This is a genomic window from Nocardia sp. NPDC056952, assembly GCF_042674185.1.
In the GTDB taxonomy this organism is placed as follows: Bacteria; Actinomycetota; Actinomycetes; order Mycobacteriales; family Mycobacteriaceae; genus Nocardia.
Map to the genome: position 1 here is coordinate 97,701 of NZ_JBHURA010000008.1, position 13,430 is coordinate 111,130.

13 protein-coding genes are annotated in these 13,430 nt (G+C 67.9%); 9 read left to right on the forward strand and 4 right to left on the reverse strand.

What is annotated here, in order from left to right; all coding sequences use genetic code 11:
- The first annotated feature begins 175 nt into the window (after positions 1-175).
- The 3 genes from ACFTS5_RS25525 (at position 176) to ACFTS5_RS25535 (ending at position 3,418) form a co-directional block, all read left to right on the forward strand.
- The gene (locus ACFTS5_RS25525; protein WP_378635533.1) at positions 176-877 is read left to right on the forward strand and encodes an enoyl-CoA hydratase-related protein; all 702 of its coding nucleotides are present in this window, start codon (positions 176-178) and stop codon (positions 875-877) included.
- Between the two features lie 49 nt (positions 878-926).
- The gene (locus ACFTS5_RS25530; RefSeq protein ID WP_378635535.1) at positions 927-2,129 is read left to right on the forward strand and encodes a M20 family metallopeptidase; all 1,203 of its coding nucleotides are present in this window, start codon (positions 927-929) and stop codon (positions 2,127-2,129) included.
- A gap of 125 nt (positions 2,130-2,254) precedes the next feature.
- Positions 2,255-3,418: a M20 family metallopeptidase gene (locus ACFTS5_RS25535; protein WP_378635804.1), complete on the forward strand. Its 1,164-nt coding sequence runs from the start codon at positions 2,255-2,257 to the stop codon at positions 3,416-3,418.
- Between the two features lie 90 nt (positions 3,419-3,508).
- Here the strand turns inward: ACFTS5_RS25535 and ACFTS5_RS25540 are convergent, their stop codons facing one another.
- Positions 3,509-3,970 (reverse strand): gamma-glutamylcyclotransferase, encoded by a 462-nt coding sequence (locus tag ACFTS5_RS25540; RefSeq protein ID WP_056819179.1) that lies wholly within the window; start codon positions 3,968-3,970, stop codon positions 3,509-3,511.
- Positions 3,971-4,192: 222 nt separating this feature from the next.
- On the opposite strand from ACFTS5_RS25540, the gene ACFTS5_RS25545 reads away from it, so the two are divergent.
- The 4 genes from ACFTS5_RS25545 to ACFTS5_RS25560 all read left to right on the forward strand — a co-directional run bounded on the left by ACFTS5_RS25545 (position 4,193) and on the right by ACFTS5_RS25560 (position 9,705).
- Positions 4,193-5,593 (forward strand): NAD(P)H-quinone dehydrogenase, encoded by a 1,401-nt coding sequence (locus tag ACFTS5_RS25545; protein WP_378635538.1) that lies wholly within the window; start codon positions 4,193-4,195, stop codon positions 5,591-5,593.
- A gap of 289 nt (positions 5,594-5,882) precedes the next feature.
- The gene (locus ACFTS5_RS25550) at positions 5,883-6,911 is read left to right on the forward strand and encodes a hypothetical protein (protein ID WP_378635540.1); all 1,029 of its coding nucleotides are present in this window, start codon (positions 5,883-5,885) and stop codon (positions 6,909-6,911) included.
- 69 nt (positions 6,912-6,980) lie between these two features.
- Positions 6,981-8,438, forward strand: coding sequence for a hypothetical protein (locus tag ACFTS5_RS25555; RefSeq protein WP_378635542.1), 1,458 nt, complete (start codon positions 6,981-6,983; stop codon positions 8,436-8,438).
- Between the two features lie 91 nt (positions 8,439-8,529).
- Positions 8,530-9,705, forward strand: a complete 1,176-nt coding sequence (locus ACFTS5_RS25560) for a PLP-dependent aminotransferase family protein (RefSeq protein ID WP_378635544.1) — start codon at positions 8,530-8,532, stop codon at positions 9,703-9,705.
- Positions 9,706-9,747: 42 nt separating this feature from the next.
- Here the strand turns inward: ACFTS5_RS25560 and ACFTS5_RS25565 are convergent, their stop codons facing one another.
- Both ACFTS5_RS25565 and ACFTS5_RS25570 read right to left on the reverse strand, forming a co-directional pair.
- Positions 9,748-10,221, reverse strand: coding sequence for an NUDIX domain-containing protein (locus ACFTS5_RS25565; RefSeq protein ID WP_378635547.1), 474 nt, complete (start codon positions 10,219-10,221; stop codon positions 9,748-9,750).
- Positions 10,205-10,966, reverse strand: coding sequence for an XRE family transcriptional regulator (locus ACFTS5_RS25570; RefSeq protein WP_378635549.1), 762 nt, complete (start codon positions 10,964-10,966; stop codon positions 10,205-10,207). Before ACFTS5_RS25570 ends, ACFTS5_RS25565 begins: the two co-directional genes overlap by 17 nt.
- A gap of 141 nt (positions 10,967-11,107) precedes the next feature.
- Between ACFTS5_RS25570 and ACFTS5_RS25575 the strand changes: the two genes are divergently transcribed.
- Both ACFTS5_RS25575 and ACFTS5_RS25580 read left to right on the forward strand, forming a co-directional pair.
- Entirely contained in the window at positions 11,108-11,365 is a 258-nt protein-coding gene (locus tag ACFTS5_RS25575) for a hypothetical protein (RefSeq protein WP_378635552.1), read from the forward strand.
- Positions 11,362-11,676, forward strand: a complete 315-nt coding sequence (locus tag ACFTS5_RS25580; protein ID WP_378635553.1) for a hypothetical protein — start codon at positions 11,362-11,364, stop codon at positions 11,674-11,676. Before ACFTS5_RS25575 ends, ACFTS5_RS25580 begins: the two co-directional genes overlap by 4 nt.
- A 128-nt stretch (positions 11,677-11,804) precedes the next feature.
- Here ACFTS5_RS25580 and glpK read toward each other — a convergent pair whose 3' ends face one another.
- Positions 11,805-13,301, reverse strand: a complete 1,497-nt coding sequence (glpK, locus tag ACFTS5_RS25585) for a glycerol kinase GlpK (protein ID WP_378635556.1) — start codon at positions 13,299-13,301, stop codon at positions 11,805-11,807.
- Between the last annotated feature and the right edge of the window lie 129 nt (positions 13,302-13,430).

Consider the following 13,430-nt stretch of genomic DNA (forward strand, 5'->3'; position numbering starts at 1 on the left):
GTCGATCAGGCACCGTTGCTTGCTCCTTCGTCGCCTACGCAACGGCACCTGATCGTCGGGACGGCCGCGAACCGCCGCTACGCGGCGGACCCTCCTCGAGGTCGGGTCGTGCGGGGCGGGGAAGGTGCCTACCCGCGAGTAGGGGAGGGTTCAGGTGCGGACTATTCTCCCCTGCATGCCGTATTTGGAGCGCTCTGGTGATGTTTTCGTCCTGTACCTCGGCAACGAGGGTGAGACAGACAACGAGAACCGTTTCTCGCCGGGCTGGATCGATGCCTTCCACGCCGCACTCGACAAGGTCGAGGCGTCCGAGGGTGCTGCCGCGCTGGTCACCGTCGCGACCGGCAAGTACTACAGCAACGGCCTCGACACCGATTACGTCTTCGGCAACCTGGACAAGATCCACGGCTACCTCGACCGGGTGCACTCGCTCTACACCCGCCTGCTGACCTTCCCGATGCCCACGATCGCCGCGGTCAACGGCCACGCGTTCGGCGCGGGCGCCATGCTGGCCACGTCCCACGATTTCCGCGTGATGCGCGGTGACCGCGGCTTCTGGTCGCTGCCCGAGGTGCACCTCGGCATGCCGTTCACGATCGGCATGAACGGCTTGCTGAAGGGTCGCCTGAGCAACCAGGTGTGCGTCCAGGCGATGACCACCGGCCACCGTTTCGGTGCCGACGAGGCCATCGCCGCCGGGATCGCCGATGCCAAGGCCGACGCCGACGAGGTGCTGCCCGCCGCGATCGCCCGCGCCGCCGCGCTCACCAGCCTGCGCAAGCCGATCACCCCGATCATCAAGACCGCGCTGCACGCCGAGACTCTCGCCGCGCTGGCCACGCCGGTCACCCCGGAGAACCTTCCCTTCGGCAACTGACCTCGCTCGCCGGTGCGCCGCTGTCGGGCACTGATGCAAGACTGGGGGTATGGCACCCTCGCGCACCGGCGAACTCACAGCCACCGCCTCCGACGCCGCGATTGTGGCTGCCTCGGACGAGCTGATCGGGCTCTCGCACGCGATTCACGCCGAACCGGAGCTGGCCTTCGCCGAAACGCGTAGCGTCGCCAAGGTCCTCGCGCCGCTGGTCGAGCGCGGATTCGCCGTCACCACGGGCGTCGCCGGGCTGTCGACGGCGTTTCGCGCGGTGTACGGCAGCGGCCCGCTCACCGTCGGTATCTGCGCCGAGTACGACGCGCTGCCCGAGATCGGGCACGCCTGCGGGCACAACATCATCGCCGCGTCCGCGGTCGGCGCGGCCATCGGGCTGGCCGCCGTGGCCGACGCGCTGGGCCTGACCGTGGTGGTGCTCGGCACGCCCGCGGAGGAGAGCGGCGGCGGCAAGGTGCTCATGCTGGAAGCGGGCGCCTTCGACGACATCGCGATGGCGATGATGGTCCACCCTGGGCCCACCGATATCGTCGGCGCGCGCTCACTGGCACTGGCCGACCTCGCCATCGTCTTCCACGGCCGCGAGGCGCACGCCAGCGCCGCGCCCGAACTGGGCCGCAACGCCGGCGACGCGGTGACCCTGACCCAGGTTGCTGTCGGCTTGCTACGTCAGCATTTGCGTCCCGGCCAGCAGCTGCACGGTATAGTGTCCGACGGTGGCGTAGCCCCCAACATCGTGCCCGGACGCGCGGAGTTGCTGTACTACCTCCGCGCGGCGGATTCCGGCTCCCTCGACGACCTGATGCGGCGAGCGAAGGCGTGTTTCGAAGCGGGCGCCCTGGCGACCGGCTGCACCCACGACATACGGACGCTCGCGCCCACCTATACCGAGCTCACCCCCGATCCGGTTCTTTCCGCTGCCTACCGCGCGCAGATCACCGGACTGGGACGGGTGCCGATCGCGCCCGAGCTCGAGGTGTTGCGACCGCTCGGCAGCACCGACATGGGCAACGTCACCAACGTCATCCCCGGTATCCACCCGGTGATCGGCATCGACGCGGGCGGTGCGGCAACCCACCAGCCTGCGTTCGCCGCCGCCGCGGTGAACGCCTCGGCGGACCGGGCGGTGCTCGACGGAGCGCTGGCGCTGGCGCGTACCGCTGTCGCTATCGCGGGCGATGAAGTACACAGGGACAGGTTGTTGCAACGGCTGATCGAACGACAGGAGGACATTCGGTGACCATTTCCGGCCATCCGGGCACCGCACGCGCAGGCTCCGACGCGCTATCGATGGGTGTGGGCACCCACTCGATGGCGCGCGAGACCGCAGCGTGTCCGACCACGCCGGACACCGAACCAACTCTGATGTCGGGAACCGAGATCGTTGACGCATGGCTGGCCGAGCACACCGGCGACCTGGTGCAATGGCGCAGGCATATCCACGCCAACCCCGAGTTGTCGCGGGCGGAGTTCACCACCACCGAGTTCGTGTCGGGCTGGCTCACCAAGGCCGGGCTGACCTGGGAGGTGCTGCCGGGCGGCACCGGGCTGATCTGTGACTTCGGCCCCACCGATCGGCCGCGGATCGCCTTGCGCGCCGACATGGACGCGCTGCCGATGCAGGAGTTCACCGGTCTGACCTTCGCCTCGACGGTGCCCGGCGTGTCGCACGCCTGCGGGCACGACGCGCACACCACGGTGCTGCTCGGTGCCGGTCTCGCGCTGGCCGAGGCGCAGGACAAGCTGCCGGTCGGGGTGCGGTTGGTGTTCCAGCCTGCCGAGGAAGTGATGCCCGGTGGTGCGCTCGATGTGGTCGCGGCCGGTGGAATGACCGGGGTCGACCGGATCTTCGCGCTGCACTGCGATCCGCGTCTGGAGGTCGGCAAGGTCGGGGTGCGGACCGGGGCCATCACGTCGGCGGCCGACACTGTCGAGCTGGTGCTCGATTCGCCCGGTGGGCATACCTCGCGGCCGCATCTGACCAGCGACCTGGTCTACGCGATCGGAACTGTCATCACGGGGTTGCCCGGATTGCTGAGCCGCCGCGTCGATCCTCGGACCAGCACGATCATGGTCTGGGGTGCGGTGAGCGCGGGCAAGGCACCCAACGCGATTCCGCAGACGGGCATGCTCACGGGCACCGTGCGTACCGGTGATCACGCCACCTGGCTGCTGCTGGAACCGCTGGTCCGCGAGATCGTCGACGGGTTGCTCGCGCCGACGGGCGTGCGCTACCAGCTCAACTACAAGCGTGGTGTGCCGCCGGTGGTCAACGATCCGACGTCGGCGCTGATGTTCGAGAACGCCATCCTGGGGTTGGGTGAGGACGCGCTGGCCGACACCCCGCAGTCGGGCGGCGGCGAGGATTTCTCCTGGTACCTGGAGGAAGTGCCCGGCGCGATGGCCAGGCTGGGTGTCTGGTCCGGCGTCGGCGAGCAGCTGGACCTGCACCAGCCGACCTTCGACATCGACGAGCGCGCTTTGGCTGTGGGTGTCCGGACGCTGACGAACATCGTTCTGCAGGCATAGCGGTACGGGCTGACCCAGCCGACTCACGGCCGCCGACATGATGTCGGCGGCCGGCGAGTCCGGCCTGAATATTCGGGGAGGCGGAACAGCTCAGGCGCCGGGCCCGACGTTCTTGCTGTTGCGGGTGCGGAGGGCGTGGACGTAGTCCTCTGGGGCGCCTGCCTTTTCGGCCGCGTCGGCGATGACGCCGATGTAGCGGGCCGACGGGAGGCCGCCTTCGTAGGCGTCCAGGACGTAGAGCCAGGCCAGGCGGGACTCGCCCTGGGTGCCGGTGACCCGGATCCGGATCTTCTTGTGGATTCCGAAGTCGGAGCCCTCCCAGCGGTCGAGGCTGTCCTCGTCCTCGGGGGAGACGTCGTAGAGCACGACGAACACCCGGGAGCCGGGATCCTCGACGACGGTGGCCAACGGCCCTTCCCAGCCGATGTCGTCACCGGCGAAGGTCAGGCGCCAACCCTCCAGCCACCCGGTCCCGGACATGGGCGAATGCGGGCAGCGTTCCAGCATCTGCGTCGAGTCCATGTTGGACCCGTAGGCGGCATAGATCGGCACCATGGAACTGTAGCCAATAACCACGGTGGAATTCCTGTCTCCCACCCAGATCGGCTGACGGTCACACTTGCCGGTGGTGCCGAACGTGGCACAGAACACGCGCACCGTTGTTCACCGATCCGACCCGGGCACGTCACAGAGCACCTGAAATGATGGGGCGACAGCACGGACGAGCCCTCACAAGGGGCAGGTCCGATCAGGCGAGCACAAGGAGCGTGACTGGTGGCACGGATTGCGATCATCGGCGGTGGACCGGCCGGATACGAGGCGGCGCTGGTAGCCGCTCAGCACGGGGCCACGGTGACCCTGGTCGACGCCGACGGTATCGGTGGCGCCTGTGTGCTGTGGGATTGCGTGCCGTCGAAAACCTTCATCGCCTCGACGGGCCTGCGCACCGATCTGCGTCGCGCGCGCGACCTCGGCATCAATATCGATGCCGACCAGGCCAAGGTGCATCTGCCCGAGGTGAACGCGCGCGTCAAGGCGCTCGCGCTGGCGCAGTCCTCCGATATCCGCGCCAAATTGCAGGCCGCGGGGGTGCAACTACTTCCTGGCTATGGCGAATTGGTCGGGCCCGCACCGGGTTTGGCGCATCGCGTGCGCGCGAACCTGGCCGACGGGAGCTCCGAGGAGTTCGAGGCCGAGGTCGTGTTGATCGCGACCGGCGCGAGCCCGCGGGTGCTCGCCGGCGCCGAGCCCGACGGTGAGCGGATCCTGAACTGGCGCCAGCTCTACGACCTGCCGGAGCTGCCCGAGACGCTGGTCGTCGTCGGATCCGGTGTCACCGGCGCCGAATTCGTGTCCGCCTACACCGAGATGGGTGTGCGGGTGAAGCTCGTGTCGAGCCGCGACCGCGTGCTGCCCGGCGAGGACGCCGACGCCGCCCTCGTGCTCGAGGAAGCCCTGGCCGAACGCGGCGTCGAGCTGGTCAAGCACGCTCGCGCCGACGCGGTGGAGCGCACCGCCGACGGCATCGTGGTGAAGCTGTCCGACGGCCGCACCGTCACCGGTTCGCACGCCCTGATGACCGTCGGTTCCACCCCGAACACCGAGAACCTGGGCCTGGACCGGGTCGGTATCGAACTCGACCGCGGCGGATACCTTCGTGTCGACCGGGTTTCACGCACGTCGGTGCCCGGTATCTACGCCGCGGGCGACTGCACGGGTCTGCTGCCACTGGCTTCGGTGGCCGCCATGCAGGGCCGGATCGCGATGTATCACTCGCTCGGCGAGGGGGTGAGCCCGATCAGGCTGAAGACGGTGGCCTCGGCGGTGTTCACCCGCCCGGAGATCGCGACCGTCGGTGTCAGCCAGACCGCCATCGACAACGGTGAGGTCCCCGCGCGCACAGTGATGTTGCCGCTCAACACCAATCCGCGCGCGAAGATGTCGGGGCTGCGGCGCGGCTTCGTCAAGATCTTCTGCCGCCCGGCGACCGGTGTGGTGATCGGCGGTGTGGTGGTCGCGCCGATCGCGTCGGAGCTGATCCTGCCGATCGCGCTGGCGGTGCAGAACAATCTGACGGTCACCGATCTCGCGCAGACGTTCTCGGTGTATCCCTCGCTCACCGGCTCGCTCACCGAAGCCGGACGTTTGCTGATGCGCCACGACGACCTCGACTGAGCCCCTGACACCGTATTGTGAAACGAATCACAACGCGTTTCAGGTTTCGAATTGTGTTGTTCGCCAACGGCGCTCGTCGCTTCTCGGCAACCGCCACACCAGGTGTTTGCGCAGGCGGAGCCCGGTGAAAGCGAAACCTGGTGCTGCGTTGCCTGTCCCGCGCTCATGTGGTTGACTCACCGCCGAGGCGCGATCAGTTGTGATCGCGTGGTGGAGCAGTGGGGGATTCCCTCCGGGAAAGGGATTACGAAAAGTGAAGCATCGTAAGCCGAGTCGGGCGCAGCGAGCGATGGCAAGCACGTCGTTGCCTTTGGCCGCCGCGGCAGCCGTGGCAACCCTCCTCGCGGCTCCGGCCGGCGCGGTCCCCAGTGACCAGCCGACCACGCCCGCGACTCCGGCTCCTGCGCAGCCGGGCCAGCCTTCGGGTGAAGTAGAAGCTCCGGAGACCCCGGAAACGGAAACCCCGGAGAACGTCAAGCCGGGTCAGACGAAGCCGGGCGAGACCAAGCCGACGCCGGCCCAGCCGGGTGTCACCAGCCCCGCGCCCGGTCAGCCGGAGCAGGGCACCCCCGCCAAGCCGACGCCGAGCCAGCCGGGCGTCACCAGCCCCCGTGTCGCGCCGCTGCCGGTCCCCGGTCAGGCGCAGCCTGCGGTCCAGCCGGAGCGCGCGGGCGCGACGCCCGACCAGCCGGGCACCACCAAGCCGGAGACGGGCACCACGCCGACCCAGCCGGGCGCCACGCCGGGCCAGCAGCAGACGCAGCCCACCGTGCCGTCCGGTCAGGGCACCGGGACCGGCACCGAGGCCGAGGTCGAGTCTCCGGACACCCTCGTCCAGGAGCCGAAGGAGCCGGCCTGGCAGGCGCCGCGCCTGGCCAACGCGCCCGCCGCGCCCGTCGTCGAGATGGAGGGCCCGCGTCAGGAAATCGGCGTCACCGTCGACGGTGCCGGAATCCTGGCGAACACCCATCACTACAACAACGCCTCGGGCTACGTCGGCACGGTCGGCTACCGGACGCCGGGCGGCGGTTTCGGTGACGCCGGTATCTCGGTCGAGTACGTCGGCGCGAACGAGGTCAAGGTCACCACCTTCAACGGTGGCGACGGCCGCAGCGACAACACCACCGTGACGGTGCTCGACACCACGCAGGCCAACCTGGCCAAGGCCGCGGTGGAGAACTGGATCAAGGCGCAGCCGGGCGGCAACGCCGCGCTCGATGCGGCCGCGAAGGCTACACTGCCCGTGCCGGGGGAGCTGCTTCAGACGGTGAACGTCGCGGGTGTGAACACCCAGTGGGGTGGCTCGATCCAGTACTGACACGCAGTATGTCGTGTGGGGCGGTCGCCTTCGACCGCCCCACACGTGTGTCCCGGGAAAGGATTGGACTTGGGCACCGAGGGCGACGAGAACGAACGCGGCGATCGACAACGATCGGCCGCGGATTTCGGCTCTCCCGTAGGAGATTTCGGGCCGCCGGTCGATGACGCCGGCTTCGGTGGGCCCGTTCCCGCCACGCCTCCGCCCGCGCCGTCCGGGGTTCCGGAGCGGGGTTGGCGACCGGCCGAACCGCCTTCCGGCGCACCCACGCCGGGCCCGTTCGGTCCGCCGGCCGGTGCGCCCGCGCCGGGTCCGTTCGGTGGGCCCGTCGCCGGTCAGCCGCCCGTCGCTCCGCCGCCTGCCGGTCCGTTCGCCGGCCCGGTGCCGCCCGGTCCGCCCGCGCGGCTCTCGGCTCCGCCTTCGGGCTCCACGCCGACAGATCAAGGCCCGGTGCCGGGGAGCGGCCAAGCGCCGCCTCGGTTGCCCGATGGTCGCCGTTCCGCGCCGACCTCCGTCTTCGGTGACGCGGTAGCGACGCCACCGCCCGCTCGTCCGGGTCCTCCCGCGCCGTTCGGCGGACCCACTCCCGGTGGTCCGCCCGCCGCCGACTCGACTGTGCGTTTCGGTGGTGAGCCGCCGCGCGGTGAGAGTTCGGTCTTCGGCGACTCGGTCTTCGGTGATTCCGTGCCGGTGACGTCCGGTCGCGAACTCACCGAGGTGATCCGTCGCGGTCGCCCCGGCTCCAAAGATCTTGCGCCGCAGCCGCCGTCACGCGATAGCGGTCCCGCCGCGGACACGGTGCGGCCGCCCGAGGGCTCCCGCACTCCGCTGGTTCCCGACAAGCCGAGGCCCGCCGCCGACAAGGCGTGGTGGGACAACCCCGACGATGACGGCGGGATTCCCAAGCCGCCGTCCGAACCCGGCCTGTCGTGGGCCGACGACCCGATCGCGCGCCGTCTCGCGCCGAAGACGCCGGCCACCCCGGCGCCGGTGGAGAAGGAACCCGACAACAAGCGCCTGCGCTGGATCATCGGCGGTGTGGCCGCGGCGGTTCTGCTCGTGGTGGCGCTGGTCCTGACGATCGGGCTGGTCAAGCGCGGTGGCGGCGCCGATCCCGGTGTCACGGCCGCGCCGGTTCCCTCGATCGCGTCGGGCACCGAGTGCCAGTCCGTCGCCGAACAGTCGGTGACCGTGGGCAACGGACCGGGCGACACCAGCACCGGCGCCAGGGCCATCCTCGGCTTCCAGTACGCCTTCTATACCGACCGTTCCGGGGCGAAGGTGCGTGAGTTCGTGGCGCCCGACGCCGAGAACATCTCACCCGCCGAGACCATCCAGCAGGCGATCGACGGTCAGATCCCCGCGGGCACCACTCACTGCGTGAAGATGCGCGAAACCAGCGTGGGCCGCTACGACGTCGAACTGCGCGAGATGCACCCCGATGGCTCGGCCGTGGTCTACAAGCAGGAGATCATCACCACGAACACCGACGGAAAGTGGCAGGTCAAGTCCATCACCGCGCGGTAGTGTCTCATTGTATGAGACAACAATTTCACATTCTGGTGGACGATATGCAATCGTAGGATGATTGCTTCTCTCGGCGTCCCCGGAGGTTCCCATGTCGCTGACAATTCCAGCATTGGCGGGCAAGCTCGCCGGTCTACAGAGCTCGGCGATCAGGGATCTGCTCAAACTCACGGCCCGCGACGACATCATCAGCCTCGCCGGTGGGCTGCCCGACGCGGCGCTGATGCCGCGTGACCGCATCGCCCTCGCCGCCGAGACCGCACTGAGCGACCCCGCCGTGCTGCAGTACACGGAGTCGTCCGGCTGGCCCGCGCTGCGCGAGGTGATCGCGGCCCGGGAATCCGCCGCGATCGGCCGCTCGGTGCCCGTCGCCGAAGTCTTCATCACCCACGGCTCCCAGCAAGCGCTCTCGCTCCTGGCCGAAGTGCTCCTCGACCCCGGCGCCCTCGTGATCGTCGAGGATCCCGCGTATGTCGGTGCGCTGCAAGTGTTTCGAGCCGCAGGGGCCCGAATCGTCGCCGTCCCTCTGGATTCCGGCGGCATGCGGCTCGACATCCTCGAGGACCTGCTGGCCGCGGGCGAACGTCCCGCGCTCGTCCACACCGTCTCGAACTTCCACAACCCCGGCGGCGTCACCCTCGCACCGCAACGCCGCCGCCGGCTCGCGGAACTCGCTGAGGCGCACGGCTTCTGGGTCATCGAAGACGACCCCTACGGCGAACTGTGGTTCGACCAGCCCGCCCCCGCGCCGGTGGCCTCGTACTCGCCCCAGGTGATCCGCCTCTCCAGCGTCTCCAAGATCCTGTCTCCCGCCCTGCGCGTCGGCTGGATGATCGCCCCCGAAAGAGTCTCCCGCGCAGTGGAACTCCTCAAACAAGGCGCCGACCTCTGCGGCTCGTCGCTCACCCAGCAGATCACCACCGACCTGCTGACCGACACCACGTGGCTGGCAGCCCACATCGATGCGATCCGCGCTACCTACGGCACCAGAGCCCGCGCCCTGACCACCGCCCTCCGTGCCACCTTCGCCGACCGCCTCCAGTGCACCGACCCCACCGGCGGCATGTTCATCTGGGCCGAATTCACCGACAACACCAACACCGCCGCCCTCCTCCCCGCCGCCCTGGACTCCGGCGTCGCCTACGTCCCCGGCGCAGCCTTCGCCGTCACCGATACCGCCGACAATTCCCTGCGGCTGTGCTTCACCACCTCCGACGAGGCCACCCTGACCGAAGCGGTCGACAGGCTGTCGTCGGCGATCGGCTAGCGACCGGCGCGCACCGGAACAGAACTTCCCACACCCGGTGACTCAACCGAGGTACGGGCGTGGCCGTCGTTCGGCGAAATGCTCTAGTCGCAGGCGGACGGTGGGATGCATCGGTAGATCATTCAGCTCGTCCGGTCCGACGAAGCGGACCTCCGTCGATTCGCTGCTGACAGCGAGCTCGCCGCCCACCACTCGACCGAAATAGGTGACGGCGAACTCCTGTCGCACCTCGCCGTCCGAGTACTCGATGACATGCTCCGGGTCGGTGTAGATGCCCAGCAATCCTGTGATCTCGGTGTCGAGGCCGGTCTCCTCTTTCGTCTCGCGTACGGCGCACTCTTCGAGCGTCTCGCCGATCTCCATCACGCCACCCGGCAGTGACCAATTGCCGGAATCGCCTCTACGCTGCATCAGGATTCGGCCTTTGCTATCTGCGACAAGCATGGAGCCGCCGGGTGCCAGGCTGTTCGCTTTCGGCGCGCGGGGATCGCGGTAGTAGTCACGCCGAGAGCCCACGCGAGAGTCCTTCCGGGTAATGGGTCGCCGAACCCCAGATCTGTTCGAATTGCTCGGCGAACGAGGTGAATATTCCGTGGGGGGAAAGCTTCCGGAGGTGTAGCGCCGGGTGTTGGTATCCGCGGGCTCGAATGAGGTAGGGGGTCACGATCATCTGGTCGTCGAACCGGAATACCGAGTTGTAGAGATGGGCGGTGTGCAGACCGATATCGCACCCGGGGGTGTCGGTCAGCTCACCCAACATGTTCAGCGCATTGCGGATCCGGCCGGGGAGCGTCCCGCTCATCTGCTCCAGCGCATCGCGTTCGGCGACATGGGGGCAGTCAGGGTCTGCGAAGGCCATTCGAATACGAGTTCCGTTGCGGCACTTCGATGCGAGTATGTCCGCGGCGTTCGGAAGGAGTTCCAGCACAAATGGGTAGGCGTACCCGGCTATGTCGATCTGTTCGTCGGCGCCGAGCAGCAACGAAGTCCACAGCTCGTTGGGAATGTCGGCCCGATGTGCGTAGGCAGACTGAACTTCGGCGGTGGCCGAGGCCCCGGGTGTGAGGTCTGGCCGTGTCTGCGGCCACAGGAGGTCTTCCGACTCGTTGAGAAGCCGCGCGACAGCTGCTCGCGTACGACGATGCGGAACCCTGCCCGACAGCCATCGGTTGACGGTCTTCGCGTCGACGTCGACGGCCTCGGCCAGCGCGGCCGAGTCCATCCGCGCGCGCAGCATCGCCGAGTGCAAACGCTGGGTCATTCCTGAACCATACGGCGCATTTTCGGGACGTGCAGGACCTTTCAAATGTCCACTGAACCGTCCTAGGCGTGGTTCAGGTGCGCACCGTATTCCCATAGTTTCGGCTTCAGCGCGGACCTGATCCCAGCGAAGGAATGACAGATGACAACATTGTTCGACCAAGCGCTCGTCCTGCGAATCCTGCACCCGGGCGGACAGCTCACCGACCGCCAGATCACCGCCGAGACCGCTGTCCCCCTCCGTCGAACGCGACGCGCTTTGCGCACGTTGCACGGCAACGGACTACTCCGACAGGTCTCACGGCAGGCCTGGGAACTGTCGCCCTGTGGACGCGCGTACGTGACCACGCCTGCTGGTCGGGCCATGCTCGACGTTCCCCGCTCGGCGCTCGCCGAATGAAGGCAATCGCGATCGGATACCTACGCTCCGACATCTCCGGCCCGGCACAGAACTGGGACGAGATTCGAATCCGCTCACTGGCGAAGCGGTACGGCTACGACCTCGCGAAGACGATCGTGTTCAGCGGAGGGACTCAGAATCCGATCTCCCAATTGATCGACGTCGCACGGCGGGCCGAGGCCGAGGCTGTCATCACTCCTCGTCGAGATCATTTCGGTCTCGAGGTTCCTGAGCGTTTGGTTCGTATTTGCGACGTCATCACCGTCGATGACCAGAACACACTTTCGAGGTCCTACGTCATCGGAGAATGATCCCTCGGCGCGGTCTCCGGTCCGGTGATGGGCGCGAAGCCTGGATCGCGTAGCTCGATTCAGATGACCGGGCATTGGGCGGTGGCTGAAATTCGAGATTTCGCGGAAGTCGCGGTCGAGTGGAATCCTCAGACCCAGTTGTAGGTGCGTTCTACGGCCTTGTTCCAGTCGGCGTAGCGGTGGGTGCGTTCCTCTTCGGACATCGAAGGGGTCCAGGTCTGGTCGGCTATCCAGTTGGCTCGGAGGTCTTCGAGGTCGGACCAGTAGCCGACGGCCAGGCCGGCGGCGTAGGCGGCGCCGAGGGCGGTGGTTTCGCGGACCACCGGGCGGACTACGGGGACGTCGAGGATGTCGGCTTGGAATTGCATGAGGAGGTTGTTGCCGGTCATGCCGCCGTCGACCTTGAGGGTGGTGAGTTCCAGGTCGAGGTGCTGGGCGGCGGCGTCGGCGCGCATGGCGTCGACTACCTCGCGGGTTTGGAAGGCGGTGGATTCCAGTGCCGCCCTGGCCAAGTGAGCCTTGGTGACGAAGCGGGTCAGGCCCGCGATGACGCCGCGGGCGTCGGGGCGCCAGCGGGGGGCGAACAGGCCGGAGAAGGCGGGGACGAAGTGGGCGCCACCGTTGTCGTCGACGCTGCGGGCCAGGGGTTCCACCTCTTCGGCGGAGGAGATGATGCCGAGGTTGTCGCGCAGCCATTGGACCAGGGAGCCCGTGACGGCGATCGAGCCTTCGAGGGCGTACACCGCCGGCGTGTCACCGAGTTGGTAGCAGGCGGTGGTGAGCAGGCCGTGCTTGCTGAACACCGGTGTGGTGCCGGTGTTGAGCAACATGAAATTGCCTGTGCCGTAGGTGTTCTTGGCTTCGCCGGGGGACAGGCACGCTTGGCCGAAGGTGGCCGCCTGCTGGTCGCCGAGAATGCCCGCGACCGGGATGCCCTCGAACGGACCGGCGGTGATGTCGGCGTAGACCTCTGACGAGCTGCGGATCTGCGGGAGCAGCGACATCGGAATGTCGAAATCTGCGCAGATCTGTGGATCCCATCGCAGGGTGCGAAGATCCATCAGCATGGTCCGTGAGGCGTTGGTGACGTCGGTGAGGTGTTCACCGGTCAGCTTCCACAGCACCCAGCTGTCCATGGTGCCGAAACACAGGTCGCCTGCCTCGGCGCGCGCCCGTACGCCGTCGACATTGTCGAGGATCCAGCGCAGTTTCGGCCCGGCGAAATAGGTCGACAGCGGCAGGCCGGTGCGGTCCGCATAGCGTTGCGGCCCTTGCTCACCCGCGAGTTCGGTGCACAGCTGATCGGTGCGCGTGTCCTGCCATACGATCGCGTTGTACACGGGATCGCCGGTCGCCCGATCCCACACCACGGTGGTCTCACGCTGATTGGTGATCCCGACCGCGGCCAGATCCCCGGCCGAACACCGGCTGTTGCCCAGCGCAGCGCCGAGCACCGACTCGGTATTGCGCCACACCTCCGCCGGATCGTGCTCCACCCAGCCGGGCTTGGGAAAGATCTGCCGATGCTCGCGCTGCGCGGTTCCGACGATCCGACCCTGCCGATCGAAGATGATGCACCGACTCGAAGTCGTGCCCTGATCGATGGCAGCCACATAGCGACGCATTGATGCAGGTTACCGAAAGCGGAGCCGGCGACCGCAAGATTTGTGGTCGGCGACGAATTTCGGGCCCACGCCTCGCCGCGCACGTCCCCAGCGACGAGTGCGGACTACGTTTAGCCTGTACGCAGCGGC